This is a genomic window from Amycolatopsis thermophila (assembly GCF_030814215.1).
In the GTDB taxonomy this organism is placed as follows: domain Bacteria; phylum Actinomycetota; class Actinomycetes; order Mycobacteriales; family Pseudonocardiaceae; genus Amycolatopsis_E; species Amycolatopsis_E thermophila.
In genome coordinates this window covers 762,580-778,739 of sequence record NZ_JAUSUT010000001.1, presented here as the reverse complement: position 1 = coordinate 778,739, position 16,160 = coordinate 762,580, and the positions used below count along the sequence as shown (strand labels likewise).

Sequence of the window (16,160 nt, the reverse complement as noted above, 5' to 3'; positions counted from 1 at the left end):
GGGGTGCCGGGCCCGTTCCGCGTTCGCGGGCGAGGTGCATCGCGCACCGGGAAGCGTTGCTGGACAACAAGAAGCGGCACAGCGGCGCTCGCCGGCGGCCCGGTGCTGACGATCGGCGGGCACTGCGCGGTCGGTCTGGTGCCGGCCGCCGCGGCCCGCGCGGTGGACGGGGTGCCCCGTCCACGGGATGGTCCTGTGCTCGCCAGCGTGGCGGCCGAGCTCGTCGAATGCGTTTCCGGCAAAAGGGATGAACGGGTATTTCTCGCTCGTGTGGACACCATTGGTGAATTACTTCGCTGATACAAGCGATTTGCCGTCGCGCGTGCTTGAATGGAGTTCGTGGGTAGCGCACGCGGGGTCGCGAGCGCCGTCGGAGAACTCTTGAACACGGCGCTGGGCCAGAAAGTCCCGATCCGGATCCGATGCTGGGACGGCAGCGAAACCGGCCCGCCGGACGCGCCCGTCCTGCACCTGAAACACCGCCGCGCGCTGCGGCGCCTGCTGTGGGCGCCGAACGAGCTGGGGTTGTCGCGCGCGTACGTCGCCGGGGAGATCGACCTCGACGGGCCGTTCGTGGAAGGGCTGGAACGGTTGTACGCCCTGGCCCACGACGGCGGTTTCGACGTCGACCTCGGGTGGGCGGCGCGGCGGGACCTTGCGCGCACGGCGCTGAAGCTGGGTGTCGTCGGATTCCCGCCGAAGCCGCCGCCGGAGGAGATCCGGCTGGGCGGGCGGATGCACTCGCGCAAGCGGGACGCCGCGGCGATCTCGCACCACTACGACGTCGGCAACGACTTCTACTCGCTGGTGCTCGGTCCGTCGATGACGTACTCGTGCGCCGTGTGGGCCCGGCCCGAGACGACGCTGGAGCAGGCGCAGATCGCGAAGGTCGATCTGGTGGCGCGCAAGCTGGGGCTGCGCGAGGGCATGCGCGTGCTCGACGTCGGCTGCGGGTGGGGCACGTTCGTCATCCACGCGGCCAAGCAGTACGGGGCGCACGCGGTCGGTGTCACGCTGTCGCAGGCCCAGGCGGATTTCGCGCGGAAGCGGGTCGCCGAGGAGGGGCTGTCGGACCTGGTGGAGATCCGGGTGCAGGACTACCGCGAGGTGTCCGACGGCCCGTTCGACGCGATTTCCAGCATCGGCATGGCCGAGCACGTCGGGGCGTCGATGCTGCCGGTGTACGCGCGGTCGCTGTTCGCGTTGCTGCGGCCCGAGGGGCGGTTGCTCAACCACGCGATCTCCCGTCACCCGACGGCGCCGGCGCGGGACCAGAAGACGTCGTTCATCGACCGGTACGTCTTCCCGGACGGTGAGCTGGAGCCGGTGAGCGTGATGGCCGGGGCGATCGAGGAGGCCGGCTTCGAGGTGCGCGACGTGGAGGCGTTGCGCGAGCACTACGGGCGCACGCTGCGCGCGTGGGTGGCGAACCTGGAGGCGAACTGGGCCGAGGCGGTGCGGTTGAGCAGCCCCGGACGCGCCCGCGTCTGGCGGTTGTACATGGCCGCGTCGGCGCTCAGTTTCGAAAGCGGGGCCATCGGGGTGAACCAGATCCTCGCGGTGAAGCCCTCGGCGCGCGGGGGCAGCGGGATGCCGCCGGTGCGCTCGCAATGGCTGTCCTGAGTTCCGGTGGTGGTGCCCGCGGCGGAGCCGCGGGCACCACATGACCTCGGCGTTGCGGGTGTACAACCGCGCGCCGCGGGCGTGCGCGGTGGCCGCGAGAGGAGGGCCATCGTCCGGGCGCCCGGCTTCCGGTCGGCCCTCGAGCCCCCGGTAGCTGGAGGCGACCGGTGCCCGCGCGCTGCCGTCACGCGGGCACTCACGGGGCGCGGAGCGCCTGGTCGACGCGGTCGCGGTCGCACTCCCACTCCGGGCCGGTGAACACGTCGGCGATCTCGTGGCAGCTGCGCCACGTGCGGGGATCGACGGCGACCAAGCGCACGCGCGGCCCCCCGGACACGGCTGATCGTCACCTTTTCGCCCGCCTCCGCACCCCGGACCAGTTCAGAGGCATGTTGCCGCGCTACTCCGAGGCGAGCTGCGCGACCAGCTCGTACGAGCGCACCCGGTCGGCCGCGCCGTGCACCATCGTCGTGATCATGATCTCGTCGGCGCCGGTGTCTCCGATCAGCGCTTCCAGCCCCTTGCGCACCGTCGACGGTGAGCCGTGGATCGTCGTGGCCAGGCGTTCGTCCACCAGCTGCCGGTCGAGGGCGGAGTACGCGTACTCCGCCGCCTCCTCCGGGGTGGGCAGCGGGATCGGCCGCCCGCGGCGCAGGCTGGCGAACTGCAGCCCGCTGGGCCCGGCCAGCCACCGCGCCCGCTCGTCGGTCTCGGCGCAGATCACGGCCGCCCCGAGCATCACGTACGGCTCCGGCAGGGCCTCCGACGGCCGGAACGAGTCGCGGTACAGCTGCACCGCAGGAGCGTGTTCCGCGCGCTGAAGTGGTGCGCGAACGCGAACGGCAACCCCAGCGAACCGGCCAGGCGGGCGCTGAACCCGCTGGACCCGAGCAGCCACACCGGCGGCCGGTAGCCGGCGCCGGGCACCGCGCGCACCGGTCCGTCGCCGTCGAAGTAGGCCAGCAGCTCGGTCAGCTTCTGCGGGAAGTCGTCGGCCCCCAGCGCCTGGGCCGACCCGCGCAGGGCGATCGCGGTCCGCTGGTCCGTGCCCGGCGCACGCCCGATGCCCAGGTCGATCCGTCCCGGGTGGAACGCCTCGAGCATCCCGAACTGCTCGGCCACCACCAGCGGCGCGTGGTTGGGCAGCATGATCCCGCCGGAGCCCACGCGGATCGTCTCCGTCGCCGCCGCCACGTGGCTCATCAGGACCGTCGTGGCGGAACTGGCGATACCGGGCATGTTGTGGTGCTCGGCCACCCAGAACCGGCGGTAACCCAGCCGCTCGGTGTGCCGGGCCAGCTCGACGGTGCTGCGCAACGCGGTACCGGCGTCGGCGCCGCTCGGGATGGGGGACAGGTCCAGTACGGACAGCGCGACCTCGGACAGGGAACTCACGGCAACGTCCAACGCCGGCCGGGCCGCGACTCTTCCCCACCGGTTTTGTCGTACCCCGCCGCTAACGTCCGCCGCATGGACCTCACCGCCTCCACCGCCGTCCTGGCCGCCGCGACGGCGGACGCGGCGCGGCTGCTCCCCGCGCCCGCCCTCGGCGGTGTTCTGCTGACCGCCACCGCGGAGGGACTGGCTGTCGCCGCGGCCGCGCCGGACCAGGCGCTCCGGTTGGAGCGCCCCGCCCTGGTGCACGCCGACGGCGAGGCGCTCGTGCCACTCCGCCCGCTCGCCGAGACGCTGCGGGCGCTCGACGCGGAGGAGGTGCGGGTGGTGGTCGAGGAGAGCAGGCTGGTGGTCCGCGCACCCGGCGCCCGGTTCGCGCTGCCGCTGATGGATCGCGCGGTCCACCCGCCGGTGGCGAACGCGCCACCACTGGCGGGATCGGTCGGCGGCCGTGCCCTGCGGACCGCCGTCGAGGCTGTGGCGAGCGCGGCCTCCCGGGAGGACGCGCTGCCGATCTTCACCGGCGTGCGCATGTGGACCGACGCGGAGGGGCTGACGCTGCTGGCCACCGACCGGTACCGGATGGCACTGGCCACGGTGGACTGGGACGGCGGCACGTTGGACGTGCTCGCGCCCGCGACCGTGCTGTCCGGTCTGGCACGCGGGTTCGGGGCGGCGCCGTCGGTCGTCCTCGGCGCCGACGACGACCGGCTCGGCCTGGCCTGGGGTCCGGACTCGTTCGTCACCGCGCTGCTGGCGGTTCCCTTCCCCGACGAGCGGGCGCGGCAGTTGGCCCGCGCCGAGCCGTCCGGCACGGTCGAACTGGAGGCCGACGCGCTCGCCGCGGCCCTGCGCCGGGCGTCGCCCTACGCCGGGCCACGCGGCACGGTCACCCTCGCCGGCTGGGACGGGGAGCTGCGGGTGCTCAGCAGCGATCCGCGGGGCGGCGAATCGGAGCAGGTCGTCAAGGCCGGCGTGTCCGGCTGCCACGGGAGCTCCACGTACCAGGCGCGCTACCTGCTCGACGCGCTCAAACCGTTCGCCGGGCGGAGGGTGCGGATCGAGCAGCAGGAGGGTCTGCGGCCGACGGTGTTCACCGCCCCGGCGGACGGCGGGGTGGCGGTGACCTACGTGGTGGTCCCGATGCGGGTGTGACGGAAGGCCCGTGGCGCGGGGTGTCCCGATGGGGTTGTCAAGCCGCAGCCGTTGACGGGGTCGGGGTGGGCTGGGGGCGGTAGTAGGTGCGGTTGCGGAGCATGGCGTAGATGACGTCGCAGCGGCGGCGGGCTAGGCAGATGAGGGCGGCGTTGTGCTTGTTGCCTTCGTCGCGTTGGCGCTGGTAGTAGTCCTGCTGGTGGGGTCGGAGAGAGCGGCGAAGGCGGCGAGGAAGAGGGCTCGTTTGAGCTGCGGTTGCCGGTGCGGGCCGGGTGTTCGCCCTTGATGCTGGTGCCGGAGCCCGCATCATGACCTCGACTGGGGGCATCAGTCATACCGAACCTGGCGACCACAGCTCCTTGATCAGGAACCACGAAAAAGAAGCCGGGCGGCGGGCGACCGGCCACGAGGGCCAGGCTGGGCGGCCCCGCCGGGGAGCTGATCCGCCACCGCGGCGCGGGACCGGCCCTAGGAGCCGGGCACCGAGCCGATCTGCGGCGGGGTCGGCGCCGTGCCCGTCACGACGGTGCCCAGCGTCTCCTGCCAGGCCCGCTGCCACAGCCCGGCCGCCTCGATCTTGCGCAGCCAGTCGTTGACGAACCGCTTGAACGACTCGTCGCCGAGCTTGAGGCCGATGCCGTACGGCTCGCTGGTGAACGGCTGCCCGCTGATCTGCAGCTTCGCGTCCAGCTGGGCCTCGCCGGCGAGCACGGTCAGATCGTGCACGTACGCGTCGCCCTTGCCCTGCTCCAGCGCCTGCACGCACTCCTCGGCCGTGCCGAACGTGGTGATCTTCGCGCCCGGCGCCCGCTGCTGGAGCGCCGTCACGCTGGTCGTGCCCGCCACCGCCAGCACGGTCTTGCCGTTGAGGTCGGCGGGGTCGTTGATGCCGGTGGCGCCCTTGAGGGTGGCGATCGCCTGCCCGGACAGCAGGTATGGCCCGGCGAACGCGACCCGTTGTGCCCGCTCTGCCGTGATCGTGTAGATCCGGATCACCGTGTCCACGGTGCCCGTTTTCAGCATGGCCTCACGTGTTTCCGGTGTGGTCGTCACGATGTTGACGTTCGGCCTGCCGACGATGTATTTCGCGAGCATTTTTCCGAGTGTGGCGTCGAATCCGTCGGTGCTCCCGGTGATCGGATTGCGCTGGGACAGCAGGGGCAGGTTCTCGTCGCCGCCGATGATCAACGTGCCGCGTGACCTGATGGCCTGTGCCGTGGGGCTCGCCGCCAGGTCCGCCTCGCTCGCCACCGGCGCCTCGCCGATGACTCCCTGACCTGAGGAAACGTCCCCGCTCACGCCCGCGTTGCCGCCGTCGCCCGTGCACGCGGCGGTCGTGAGCAGCGCCGCGGCGAGGCCGATCGAGGCCGCCGTACGGCGCGCAGCACGCACCCAACCTGCCATTTGGTGCTCCATCCCGGTCCTGTGACACCACGAAGAGACGATCGGTCTCGCCGTGCATGGTAATTGCCCGGGAAATGACGGGGACTAACGGAAGGGTTGCGGTTTTCGTGATTTATTTCGCGGCGGGCAGCCACTCGTCGTCGGAGGCCACGACCGTCAGCTGCTGCGTGGCGCGGGTCAGCGCGACGTAGAGCACCCGGCGGCCGGTCATCGACTCGGTGATCAGCTCGGTCGGCTCCACCAGCACGACGGCGTCGTACTCCAGGCCCTTGGCGTCGAGGCTGCCGACGACCTTGAGCCGCTCGTCGGCGTGCCCCCGCACCCAGGTGCCGACCTCGGCGACCCGGTCCATGGCGCAGATCACACCGACCGTGCCCTCGACCGAGTCCAGCAGCTCCTTCGCCGCGGCCTGCACCGCGCTCTCCACCCCGGCCGGCTCGACCGTCCGCACGTCCGGTTCGAGACCGGTGGTCCGGACCGCGCGCGGCAGCTCGCCCTCCGCCGCGTGCCCGGCGACCACGCGGGCGGCCAGCTCGAAGATCTCCGCCGAGTTCCGGTAGTTGGTGCGCAGCGTGTAGCGGCGGATCGGGGTGCGCGGCCCGAAGACCTGCGTGCGAGCCTGGGCCGCCTCCTCCGGGTCCGGCCACGAGCTCTGCACCGGGTCGCCGACGACCGTCCAGCTGGCGTACCTGCCGCGCCGCCCGACCATCCGCCACTGCATCGGCGAGAGGTCCTGCGACTCGTCGACGACGATGTGCGAGTACTCGTCGTAGTGCTCCGGCCGGTGCGGCTTGCCCTGCGAGCCGCGCTCCGGCGGTGCGGCGTCCAGCTCGATCTGCTGGGCGCGGCGGCGGCGCTTGGGCGGCGGGCCGACCAGCACGCGCAGCTCGTCGAGCAGCGCCACGTCGGCGACCGTCCACTCGCGCTCGCGGTCGGCGAAGGACGCCGCCAGCAGATCGACCTCGCCGGGGGTCAGCACGCCGCGCGCGGCCTTCGTCAGCCGCTTCGGATCGCCCAGCCAGCGCAGGATCTCGCCGGGGTACAGCACCGGCCACCAGACGACGAGGAAGCGGTGGAAGTCGATCCGCTCGCCCAGGTCGTGGATCAGCTCGGCGCGGTCGATGGTGCGGCCGTCGGTGCGGGCGTTCTCCTCGGCGCGGTCGGCCAGCGCCTCCAGCAGCGCCTCGGCCGCGCGCACCCGGGACCGGTTCGGCGGCCCGCCGTGGCCGTGGACGCGGCGGCGGACCTTCTCCAGCTCCTTGCGGGTCAGCTTGAGCAGGTCGCCCTTGTAGAGGATGCGCATCTCGTCGGGGACGTCCGGCGGGGTGTCGCGCATCGCCTTGAGCAGCACCTTGCGCATCCGCAGCGATCCCTTGATCGCGGCCAGCGGCGCCGGGTCCTGCCGGTCGGTGTCGATGCCGTCGAGCACGGCGCCCAGCGCCCGCAGCTCGACGTTGGTCTCACCCATCGACGGCAGCACGCGCGAGATGTAGTTCGTGAACACCCCGGACGGGCCGACCACCAGCACGCCGGCCCCGCCGAGCTGCCGGCGGTGCCGGTACAGCAGGTAGGCCGCGCGGTGCAGCGCGACCGCGGTCTTGCCGGTGCCCGGGCCGCCGGTGATCTCGGTGACACCGCGCCACGGGGCCCGGATGACCTCGTCCTGCTCCTTCTGGATGGTGGCGACGATGTCGCGCATCTTGTCGCCGCGCGAGCGGCCCAGCGCGGCCATCAGCGCGCCCTCGCCGACCACCCGCATGTCGTCGCCGACGGCCTCCGGGATCAGCACGTCGTCGTCCACGTCGAGCACCGTCTGCCCGGAGCAGCGGATGACGCGGCGGCGGACCACGTCCATCGGTTCCTCGGCCGTGGCCTGGTAGAACGCGGCGGCCGCGGGGGCGCGCCAGTCGGTCACCAGGTTGTCGAACTCGGCGTCGCGGATGCCGAGGCGGCCGACGTAGATCTTCTCCCCGCTGGTGTGGTCCAGACGACCGAACACGAGGCCCTCGTACTCGGCGTCCAGCGTCTGCAGCGTCTGGGTCGCGTGGTGGACCATCATGTCGCGCTCGAACAGCATCGAGGCCTGCTCGAAAACGGCCTCGCGCTGGGCGCCGTGGCCGATCTCGTAACCCTTGGCGCGCATGGCCTCCGCCTGCGCCCGGAGTTCGGCGAGCCGGGTGTAGACGCGGTCCACGTGATGTTGTTCGATGGCGATCTCGGCCCGTCTGACCCGAGGTTCCGACACGCAGCGCTCCTACAGCTCACTTCGCCGGCAACAGGAAGATTGACTCTACGCGTGCCGCGCGCGCTGTTCACCGGGTCCTGGCCAAAACACCGCGCAGAACACAGCGCGATGATGGGGGTGTGACCAGGATCGTGGCGGGCGCGGCGAGCGGCAGGCGGCTGAAGGTGCCCCCGCAGGGCACCCGGCCGACGTCCGAGCGCGTGCGGGAGGCGTTGTTCAACGCCCTGGAGGCGGCGGGGGAGCTGCGGGAGGCACGTGTCCTGGATCTCTACGCCGGTTCCGGCGCACTGGGGCTCGAGGCGCTGTCGCGGGGCGCGGCGGACGCGGTGTTCGTCGAGTCCGACCGCCGCGCCGTCCAGGTGCTCAAGGCCAACGTGACCGCGCTCGGGCTGGGCGGTTCCGTGCGCTCCGGTCCGGTCGAGACCGTGCTGGCGCAGCCCGCGGGCGAACCGTTCCACCTGGTGCTGGCCGACCCGCCGTACTCGGTGGGTGCGGGCCGGATCGGGGCCGTGCTGGTGGCACTGGCCGAGGGTGGCTGGCTCGCCGAGGACGGGCTGGTGATCGTCGAGCGCGCGCTGCGGGACGGCGAGCCGGAGTGGCCGGCGGGTTTCCGGCCGCTGCGCACCTCGCGTTACGGCGACACGGCGTTGTACTGGGCGGAGTACGTCACTTCATCGCGCCACGGGGGGTAGAGCTTGGTAGCGTCCGCGCCATGCGGCGTGCGGTGTGTCCAGGCTCCTACGACCCGGTGACCAACGGCCACCTCGACATCATCGAGCGGGCGGCCAAGCTGTTCGACGAGGTCGTGGTCGCGGTCATGATCAACAAGTCGAAGAAGGGCATGTTCTCCATCGACGAGCGGATGGAGATGCTGCGCGAGATCACCGCGCACCTGCCCAACGTGCGGGTGGACTCGTGGCACGGCCTGCTGGTCGAGTACTGCAGGCAGCACGACATCGCGGCGATCGCCAAGGGCCTGCGCTCGGTCAGCGACTTCGACTACGAGCTGCAGATGGCGCAGATGAACCGCGAGCTCTCCGGGGTGGAGACGCTGCTCATGTCGAACAACCCGGCCTACGGCTTCGTGTCCAGCTCGCTGGTCAAGGAGGTCGCCACCTACGGCGGCGACGTGAAGAACCTGGTGCCCGGCGTCGTCTTCGAGAAGCTGACCGCGAAACTCGCCGAACGGGCCTGACCGGGCGACGGTTCACCTTTCGGCCGCCTGGTGGTCGCGCTCCGCGCCCGAAGCCACCGACACCTACCCGCTGATCCGGCAGGGCGGCCCGTACCCGTACGAGCAGGACGGGACCGGCTCGGCGGGGGAGCACTTCTGCACCGGCGACCACTACGCCGGCTTCGAGTTGGTCGACGTGACGTCCTGAGTGTTCCTCTTGACACGCCCGGTGACGCAGCGTTCCCCCGTTTCCCCGGGGGAACGGGCAGACTTGTGGTCAAGCCGGATGGGGAAAGGCCACCTAGGGAGTCGCTGTGTACCGGGTGTTCGAGGCGCTGGACGAGCTCGTCACGATCGTCGAAGAGGCACGCGGGGTGCCCATGACGTCCAGCTGCGTGGTTCCCCGCGGGGACGTCCTCGAGCTGCTCGACGACGTGCGCGACGCGCTGCCCCGCGAGGTCGACGACGCGCAGGACGTGCTCGACCAGCGCGACGACCTGATCAACAAGGCCCGCAGCCAGGCCGAGACCACGGTCAACGACGCCACCGCCGAGGCCGAGCGGGTCACCTCCGAGGCCGCCGCCGAGGCCGAGCGCATGATCGCCGACGCGCAGGCGCGCGCCGAGCAGGTCATGGCCGACGCCCGCGCCGAGGCCGAGCGCATGATCGCCGCGGGCCAGGCCGAGTACCACAACCTCACCGAGCGGGCCCGTGCCGAGGCCGAGCGGATGATGCAGGCCGGTCGCGACGCCTACGAGCGGGCCGTCGAGGACGGCCGCCACGAGCAGTCCCGGCTGGTGTCGCAGACCGAGGTCGTGCAGGCCGCGCACGCCGAGTCCGCGCGCATCGTCGACGAGGCCCACGCCGAGGCCGACCGCCAGCGCGCCGACTGCGACGCCTACGTCGACGGCAAGCTCGCCGAGTTCTCCGAACTGCTGTCCACGACCCTGCGCACGGTCGACTCCGGCCGCAACCACCTGCGCGCCCCGTCCGGCCTGTCCCAGCGGCAAACACCCCTGTACGACTTCCAGCCCTGATCCGGCGGAGGCGTACAGTAGTGGGGTTGCCTTCCGCCCCCGACACAACGGACCGATGTCTCAGCACAGTGACTCTCCCGACGCCCGCAATCCGTGGGTCGTCGACACCCGTGAGCTGGGCCGGCGCGCCGGCCTGAGCCGCGCCATCCAGCGCACCGCGCCGACCAGCGTCGAGCTGGGCGTGCCCGACGTGATCGTCGTGCCCGCGGGCGCCGAGGTCGAGCTGGACCTGCTGCTCGAATCGGTGGTCGAGGGCGTGCTGGTCACCGGCACCGCCGCGGCGCGCACGACCGGCGCCTGCTCCCGCTGCCTCGACCCGATCTCCGACGAGGTCGAGGTCGAGCTGACCGAGCTGTTCGCCTACCCGGACTCGACCACCGACGAGACCACCGACGAGGACGAGGTCGCGCGCCTGGTCGACGACCGGATCGATCTCGAACCACTGGTCCGCGACGCCGTCGTGCTGGCCCTGCCGCAGGTCCCGCTCTGCCGCGAGGACTGCCCGGGGCTGTGCCCGGAATGCGGTGGGAAGTGGGCCGATCTCGAGCCCGGACACGGGCATGAGACGATAGACCCTCGGTGGGCCGCGCTGGTCGAGCGTTTCGACGACTCGTCCTCGGGCGGGCCCGGCCGGCAAGCCTGACGGGCATCAGCTCGTAAGCATTGAGTAAGCACGCTCGCGCCCGCGTGAGCGAACCGTGGATGAGGAGATTCAGTCGTGGCCGTCCCGAAGCGGAAGATGTCGCGCTCCAACACGCGCCACCGTCGTGCGCAGTGGAAGGCGACGCCCGTGCAGCTGGTGCCCTGCTCGAACCGGGCCTGCCGGCAGCCGAAGCCGCAGCACGTGGCCTGCCCGACCTGCGGCCAGTACGACGGTCGTCAGGTCGTCGAGCCCGCCTGAGGTCGCTGACCAGTATGGGGGGCAGGTCGAGATCGGGAGGGCCGGCCGCCGACCCGAAACCGTTGCTCGAAGCGCTCGGCGTCGACCTCGACGCCGAGCTGCTCACGCTAGCGCTCACCCACCGTTCGTACGCGTACGAGAACGGTGGGTTGCCGCCTAACGAGCGGCTCGAGTTCCTCGGCGACGCCGTGCTCGGTCTCGTCGTCACCGACCACCTGTACCGCACGCACCCCGATCTGCCGGAGGGGCAGCTCGCGAAGCTGCGGGCCAGCGTGGTCAACATGCACGCCCTGGCCGGAGTGGCGCGCGGGCTCGGCGACGGTGGTCTCGGTGCGCACCTGCTGCTGGGCAAGGGCGAGGAGCTCACCGGCGGGCGCGACAAGGCGAGCATCCTCGCCGACGGGCTCGAGGCCGTCATCGGTGCGGTCTACCTGGCGCACGGCATCGACGCGGCGCGCGATCTGGTGCACCGCCTGTTCGACGCGCTGCTGGCCGAGGCTCCGCTGCGCGGGGCCGGGCTGGACTGGAAGACGAGCCTGCAGGAGCTGACCGCGTCGGCCGGTCTGGGCGTCCCGGAGTACAAGGTGGAGGACACCGGGCCCGACCACCGCAAGGAGTTCAGCGCGACGGTCCTCGTGGCCGGGCGCGACCTGGGCAACGGCAACGGCACCACGAAGAAGGAAGCCGAGCAGAAGGCGGCCGAGACCGCGTGGCGCTCGCTGTCGGAGGAGCTGAAGCCCGAGGGCTCGGAGTAGTTCGCTGTTCGGAAGCCGGGTTGCTGCCGTGGTGCAGCGGCCCGGCTTCGTCGTTCCCGGCACATCCGGTGAGCGTGACGCGTTGGGTCCTCGTGGAACCTGCCCGGTGTCACGCTGCGTCGTCGTCATGCGACCCGGTCGGACGTCGGGGATTGTCGGTGGTCGTGGATAGGGTGGTGGAGTGCCGGAGCTTCCCGAAGTCGAAGTGGTCCGCCGTGGGCTGCAGGCCCACGTCGCGGGCCGGGCGATCGCGCGTGTCGAGGTGCTGCACCCGCGTGCGATCCGGCGTCACGAGCTGGGCCCGGACGACTTCACCGGCCGCCTCGCCGGCGCGCGCATCGAGGCGGCCCGCCGCCGCGGCAAGTACCTCTGGCTGGAGCTCTCCGACAAGGAGGCGATCCTCGCGCACCTGGGCATGAGCGGCCAGATGCTCGTCCAGCCGGAGGGCACGCCCGACGAGAAGCACCTGCGCGTGCGCTTCCGCTTCGACGACGGCGGTCCCGAGCTGCGGTTCGTCGACCAGCGCACGTTCGGCGGCCTCGCGCTGGCCGACCTGGTCGACTCCGACGGCGTCCTCCTGCCCTCGCCCATCGCGCACATCGCCCGTGATCCGATGGACCCGGCGTTCGACCCGGCCCGGGCGGTCCAGGCCCTGCGTTCCCGTCGCACCGAGATCAAGCGCGCCCTGCTGGACCAGACCCTGGTCTCCGGTGTGGGCAACATCTACGCCGACGAGTCGCTGTGGCGCGCCCGCCTGCACTGGGCCCGTCCCACCGAGAAGCTGACGCGCGCCCAGGGCGCGGCCGTCCTCGAGGCTGCCACCGAGGTGATGAACGAGGCGCTCCAGGCCGGCGGCACGTCGTTCGACGCGCTCTACGTCAACGTCAACGGCCAGTCCGGCTACTTCGACCGTTCGCTGAACGTCTACGGCCAGGGTGACCGGCCGTGCCGCCGCTGCGGCACGCCCATCCGCCGCGAGCCGTTCATGAACCGGTCGTCCTACTTCTGCCCGCGCTGCCAGCCCCGGCCGCGCCGCACGCACTGACTCGGGAAGGCGGGACACGTGCCCCAGGAAGAACTCGTGGTGCTGCTCGACGAGCGGTTCGTCCCGATCGGGACGGCCCCGAAGAGGACGGTGCACGACGCACACACCCCGTTGCACCTGGCGTTCTCCTGCTACGTCTTCGACTCCGGCGGGCGCGTGCTGCTGACGCGCCGGGCGATCGGCAAGAAGACCTGGCCCGGGGTGTGGACCAACTCGTTCTGCGGTCACCCCGGCCCGGGCGAGGACATGGCGTCGGCCATCGCCCGCCGCGCGAAGCAGGAGCTCGGCTTCGAGGTCACCGGCCTGTGGGAGGTGCTGCCCGACTTCCGCTACACGGCCACCGACGCGGGCGGGGTCGTGGAGAACGAGTTCTGCCCGGTGTGGGTCGCCGAGGCGGCCGCCGACCCGCTGCCCGAACCGGACGAGGTGTGCGAGTGGCAGTGGGCCGGGTGGGGTGATCTCGTGGAGAGCATGAGCCGCACGCCGTTCGTGTTCAGCCCGTGGTCGCGGCTCCAGGTGCCGCGGCTGGCGGAAGCACTTTCGGCGGGTGCGACGCAGCGCTGACAGCCGGCCGGTGCGCTCGTGCACGCGGGACGCGATCCGGCGCGGGCGAAGAAGAAGCCCCGAACCGCGGCGCGGTCCGGGGCTTTCGGGGTCAGGGAGTTCAGTTGAAGGCGTGCGTCCGCGCCGCCAGGTTCGCCAGCAGGTCGCGGCCCTTCTCGGCGTTGCGGGGCTGGCTCAGCACGTCGTAGCGCCGCGCGACGAGCTGCGTCTGCGACACGAAGTCGCGGCGGCCGCGGGTCGCGCCGTAGCTGATGGCGGCGAACACCATGCTGAAGGCGACACCGGCGACGAGCCCGAACAGGATCGGCAGCAGCCCGGCGCCCGGCGTGAACCACGTCAGCAGCAAGCCGACGAACACACCGAACCAGGCACCCGACATCGCGGCGCCCCCGAGCACCCGCCCCCAGCTGAGCTTGCCCGCGACCCGCTCGACCAGCATCGGCTCGACGCCGACGATCGTGACGTCCGCCACGGGGAAGTCGTGATCGGCGAGGTGGTCGACGGCCCGCTGGGCCTCTTCGTAGGACTCGTACGACCCGATCGGCCAGCCGGTGGGCAGGGTCGGGAGCTGCGGGGCGGTGCGAGCGCCTGAGAACGCGGTCTGCGTGAATGCTTGGGTCATCTGTCTCACCTCTCCTGACCTGTTCAACGCTCCCGCATACCCACTTGTGCCCTATGTCTGAACTTCACAGGGAATTTTCAGCTACGCCAGCCGCAGCTCCGGGCGGTAGATGTCGAACCAGTGGCGCAGGTCGAGCAGCCGGTCCAGGCCGTGGCGCGTCAGGGACGTCATGGCGGCCGGGTCCTGGCCCACGGCCTCGGTGACCCACCCGCGGTCGGCCAGCTCGAACACCGGACTGTCCTTCTGCGCCAGCACTTCCTTGGCCTGCTGCTGCAACACGGCCGCGTAGCCGGGGTCCTGGGTGGACGGGTACGGGCTCTTCACCCGGTCCACAACGGACTGCGGCAGCACGTGCTTGGTCGCGTGCCGCAGCAGGCTCTTCTCCCGGCCGTCAAACGTCTTGAGCGACCACGGCGTGTTGTAGACGTACTCGACGAGCCGGTGGTCGCAGAACGGCACCCGCACCTCGAGCCCGACCGCCATCGACGCGCGGTCCTTGCGGTCCAGCAGCGCCCGCACCATCCGGGTCAGGTGCAGGTGGCACACCTCGCGCATCCGCCGTTCCAGGCCGCTCGCCCCGTCCAGGTGCTCGACCTGGCCCAGCGCGGTCCGGTACTGGTCGGCGATGTAGCCGTCCAGGTCCAGCGTCCGGGAAACGTCCCCGCGCAACAGGTTCCCGCCGTCCTGCACGCCGGTCCGGAACGCCAGCCACGGGAAGGTGTCGGCGTTGCGGGCGGTGTCGTCGTGGAACCACCGGTACCCGCCGAACACCTCGTCGGCCGACTCGCCGGACAGTGCCACCGTCGACTCCGATCGGATGGCCTTGAACAGCAGGTACAGCGAGGTGTCCATGTCGCCCATGCCGGCCGGGATGTCCCGCGCCCTCACCACCGCGCGGCGCACCTCCGGGTCGGACAGCGCCGCCGGGTCCAGCACGACGTCCTGGTGCGCCGAGTCGACCAGCTTCGCCACGTCCCGGATGAACGGCGAGTCCGGGGTGTCGCGCATCTCGTCGGGCTTGAAGTTCTCCTCCTGCCCGACGAAGTCGACCGAGAACGTGCGCAGCTGCTCGCCATCCTCACGCAGCCGGGCCGCGGCCAGACCGGTGATCGCGCTGGAGTCCAGGCCACCGGACAGCAGCACGCAGCGCGGTACGTCGGCGACCAGCTGCCGGTGCACGATGTCGGTCATCAGCTCGCGCACCCGCGCGACGGTCGTCTCCTGGTCGTCGGTGTGCTCGCGCGCCTCGAGCTTCCAGTAGGTTCGGGTGTGCACGCCGTCGCGGTCGACGCGGACGATCGTGCCGGGCTCCACTTCGGACATCCCGTGCCACAGCGACCAACCCGGCCGCTTGGTGAAGGAGAACAGCTCACGCAGCCCGTCGGCGTCCACGACCTTCCGCGCCGCCGGGTTGGCGAGGATCGCCTTGGGCTCGGAGCCGAACAGCACCCCGTCGCGCGTGGGGTAGTAGTAGAACGGCTTGATGCCCATCCGGTCGCGGATCATGACGAGCTTGTCGTCGCGGGCGTCCCAGATGGCGAAGGCGTACATGCCGTTGAGGTGGTCGGCGACGGCCTCGCCCCATTCGAGGTAGCCGTGCAGCACGACCTCGGTGTCGCTGTCGGTCCGGAAGGTGTGGCCCTTGCCCTCCAGTTCGCGGCGCAGCTCGGCGAAGTTGTAGGCCTCGCCGCTGTAGACCATCGCGACCTCGCCGGCGGGCGTGGTCACCGACATCGGCTGGCGTCCGCCGGGCAGGTCGATGATGGCCAGACGCCGGTGCCCCAGCGCCGCGTGCGGGGCGATCCAGGTGCCCTCGTCGTCGGGGCCGCGGCAGGCCATGGTGCCCGTCATCGCGTCGAGCACCTCGCGCCGCTGGGTGAGATCCGAGTCGTAGGCGACCCAGCCGGTGATTCCGCACATGCGTACTACCCTCCCGATGCTTAGCAAGTACAACTATGCGTAACACCGTGGTAACACAACTCACCGGTAACTGTCTGCCCGATCTGACCGCTCTGACGGATGATTTTCACGCACTGTGACTGGATGCACACGCACCTCAAGAACACGTAAACGAGCCCCGGCGGCGCGTCAAGGCGCCGTCAGGCCACCGCTGGAACGGGACACCGCGGACGCACTCTGTCACCCGGGCGGTCACCGGCCAGGTGACCCGAGTCGGAAGGTGCGAAGTGGCGGATCTGCTGTACGCGGTGCTGCTGGTCGCGGGGTTCGCGGTGCTGGCG

15 protein-coding genes and 2 pseudogenes are annotated in these 16,160 nt (G+C 71.4%); 10 read left to right on the top strand and 7 right to left on the bottom strand.

The annotated features are described in order from the left end of the window. Positions 1–330 precede the first annotated feature (330 nt). Complete coding sequence (locus FB470_RS03890) at positions 331–1,623, top strand: class I SAM-dependent methyltransferase (protein ID WP_370876446.1); 1,293 nt, start codon at positions 331–333, stop codon at positions 1,621–1,623. Between the two features lie 196 nt (positions 1,624–1,819). On the opposite strand, the gene FB470_RS03885 is transcribed toward FB470_RS03890, so the two are convergent. Together FB470_RS03885 and FB470_RS03880 are read right to left on the bottom strand one after the other, a co-directional pair. Then, positions 1,820–1,960 carry a hypothetical protein gene (locus FB470_RS03885; RefSeq protein ID WP_306988797.1) on the bottom strand — a complete coding sequence of 47 codons (141 nt, stop codon included), beginning with the start codon at positions 1,958–1,960 and terminating at the stop codon, positions 1,820–1,822. Between the two features lie 63 nt (positions 1,961–2,023). Next, a pseudogene (locus tag FB470_RS03880) lies at positions 2,024–3,018 on the bottom strand (LLM class flavin-dependent oxidoreductase). A gap of 75 nt (positions 3,019–3,093) precedes the next feature. Between FB470_RS03880 and FB470_RS03875 the strand changes: the two are divergent. After that, entirely contained in the window at positions 3,094–4,173 is a 1,080-nt protein-coding gene (locus tag FB470_RS03875; RefSeq protein WP_306988796.1) for a DNA polymerase III subunit beta, read from the top strand. A 37-nt stretch (positions 4,174–4,210) separates the two neighbouring features. On the opposite strand, the pseudogene FB470_RS03870 reads toward FB470_RS03875, so the two are convergent. The 3 genes and pseudogenes from FB470_RS03870 to FB470_RS03860 all read right to left on the bottom strand — a co-directional run. Further along, positions 4,211–4,472: pseudogene (locus FB470_RS03870) on the bottom strand (IS110 family transposase); the annotation flags it as partial. Between the two features lie 169 nt (positions 4,473–4,641). Beyond that, positions 4,642–5,577 carry a glutamate ABC transporter substrate-binding protein gene (locus tag FB470_RS03865; protein ID WP_306988795.1) on the bottom strand — a complete coding sequence of 312 codons (936 nt, stop codon included), beginning with the start codon at positions 5,575–5,577 and terminating at the stop codon, positions 4,642–4,644. Positions 5,578–5,689: 112 nt separating this feature from the next. Further along, positions 5,690–7,822 (bottom strand): HelD family protein, encoded by a 2,133-nt coding sequence (locus FB470_RS03860; RefSeq protein WP_306988793.1) that lies wholly within the window; start codon positions 7,820–7,822, stop codon positions 5,690–5,692. A 119-nt stretch (positions 7,823–7,941) separates the two neighbouring features. On the opposite strand from FB470_RS03860, the gene rsmD reads away from it, so the two are divergent. The 8 genes from rsmD to idi all read left to right on the top strand — a co-directional run bounded on the left by rsmD (position 7,942) and on the right by idi (position 13,298). Beyond that, positions 7,942–8,514: a 16S rRNA (guanine(966)-N(2))-methyltransferase RsmD gene (gene rsmD / locus FB470_RS03855; protein WP_306988792.1), complete on the top strand. Its 573-nt coding sequence runs from the start codon at positions 7,942–7,944 to the stop codon at positions 8,512–8,514. 20 nt (positions 8,515–8,534) lie between these two features. Further along, the gene (coaD, locus tag FB470_RS03850; RefSeq protein ID WP_306988791.1) at positions 8,535–9,017 is read left to right on the top strand and encodes a pantetheine-phosphate adenylyltransferase; all 483 of its coding nucleotides are present in this window, start codon (positions 8,535–8,537) and stop codon (positions 9,015–9,017) included. 293 nt (positions 9,018–9,310) lie between these two features. Next, positions 9,311–10,033: a DivIVA domain-containing protein gene (locus FB470_RS03845; protein ID WP_306988790.1), complete on the top strand. Its 723-nt coding sequence runs from the start codon at positions 9,311–9,313 to the stop codon at positions 10,031–10,033. Positions 10,034–10,088: 55 nt separating this feature from the next. Continuing rightward, a complete protein-coding gene (locus FB470_RS03840; RefSeq protein WP_306988789.1) occupies positions 10,089–10,676 on the top strand; it encodes a YceD family protein in 588 nt (195 codons plus the stop codon). A 75-nt stretch (positions 10,677–10,751) separates the two neighbouring features. Further along, positions 10,752–10,934: a 50S ribosomal protein L32 gene (gene rpmF, locus FB470_RS03835; RefSeq protein ID WP_167098616.1), complete on the top strand. Its 183-nt coding sequence runs from the start codon at positions 10,752–10,754 to the stop codon at positions 10,932–10,934. A 14-nt stretch (positions 10,935–10,948) separates the two neighbouring features. Continuing rightward, complete coding sequence (gene rnc, locus FB470_RS03830; protein WP_306988787.1) at positions 10,949–11,689, top strand: ribonuclease III; 741 nt, start codon at positions 10,949–10,951, stop codon at positions 11,687–11,689. A 181-nt stretch (positions 11,690–11,870) separates the two neighbouring features. Continuing rightward, positions 11,871–12,734: a bifunctional DNA-formamidopyrimidine glycosylase/DNA-(apurinic or apyrimidinic site) lyase gene (mutM, locus tag FB470_RS03825; protein ID WP_306988786.1), complete on the top strand. Its 864-nt coding sequence runs from the start codon at positions 11,871–11,873 to the stop codon at positions 12,732–12,734. Positions 12,735–12,752: 18 nt separating this feature from the next. Then, positions 12,753–13,298, top strand: coding sequence for an isopentenyl-diphosphate Delta-isomerase (idi, locus tag FB470_RS03820; RefSeq protein ID WP_306988784.1), 546 nt, complete (start codon positions 12,753–12,755; stop codon positions 13,296–13,298). A 100-nt stretch (positions 13,299–13,398) separates the two neighbouring features. Here idi and FB470_RS03815 read toward each other — a convergent pair whose 3' ends face one another. Both FB470_RS03815 and asnB read right to left on the bottom strand, forming a co-directional pair. Continuing rightward, positions 13,399–13,920 (bottom strand): YflT domain-containing protein, encoded by a 522-nt coding sequence (locus FB470_RS03815; protein WP_306988783.1) that lies wholly within the window; start codon positions 13,918–13,920, stop codon positions 13,399–13,401. 81 nt (positions 13,921–14,001) lie between these two features. After that, entirely contained in the window at positions 14,002–15,840 is a 1,839-nt protein-coding gene (asnB, locus tag FB470_RS03810) for an asparagine synthase (glutamine-hydrolyzing) (protein WP_306988782.1), read from the bottom strand. Positions 15,841–16,160 lie beyond the last annotated feature (320 nt).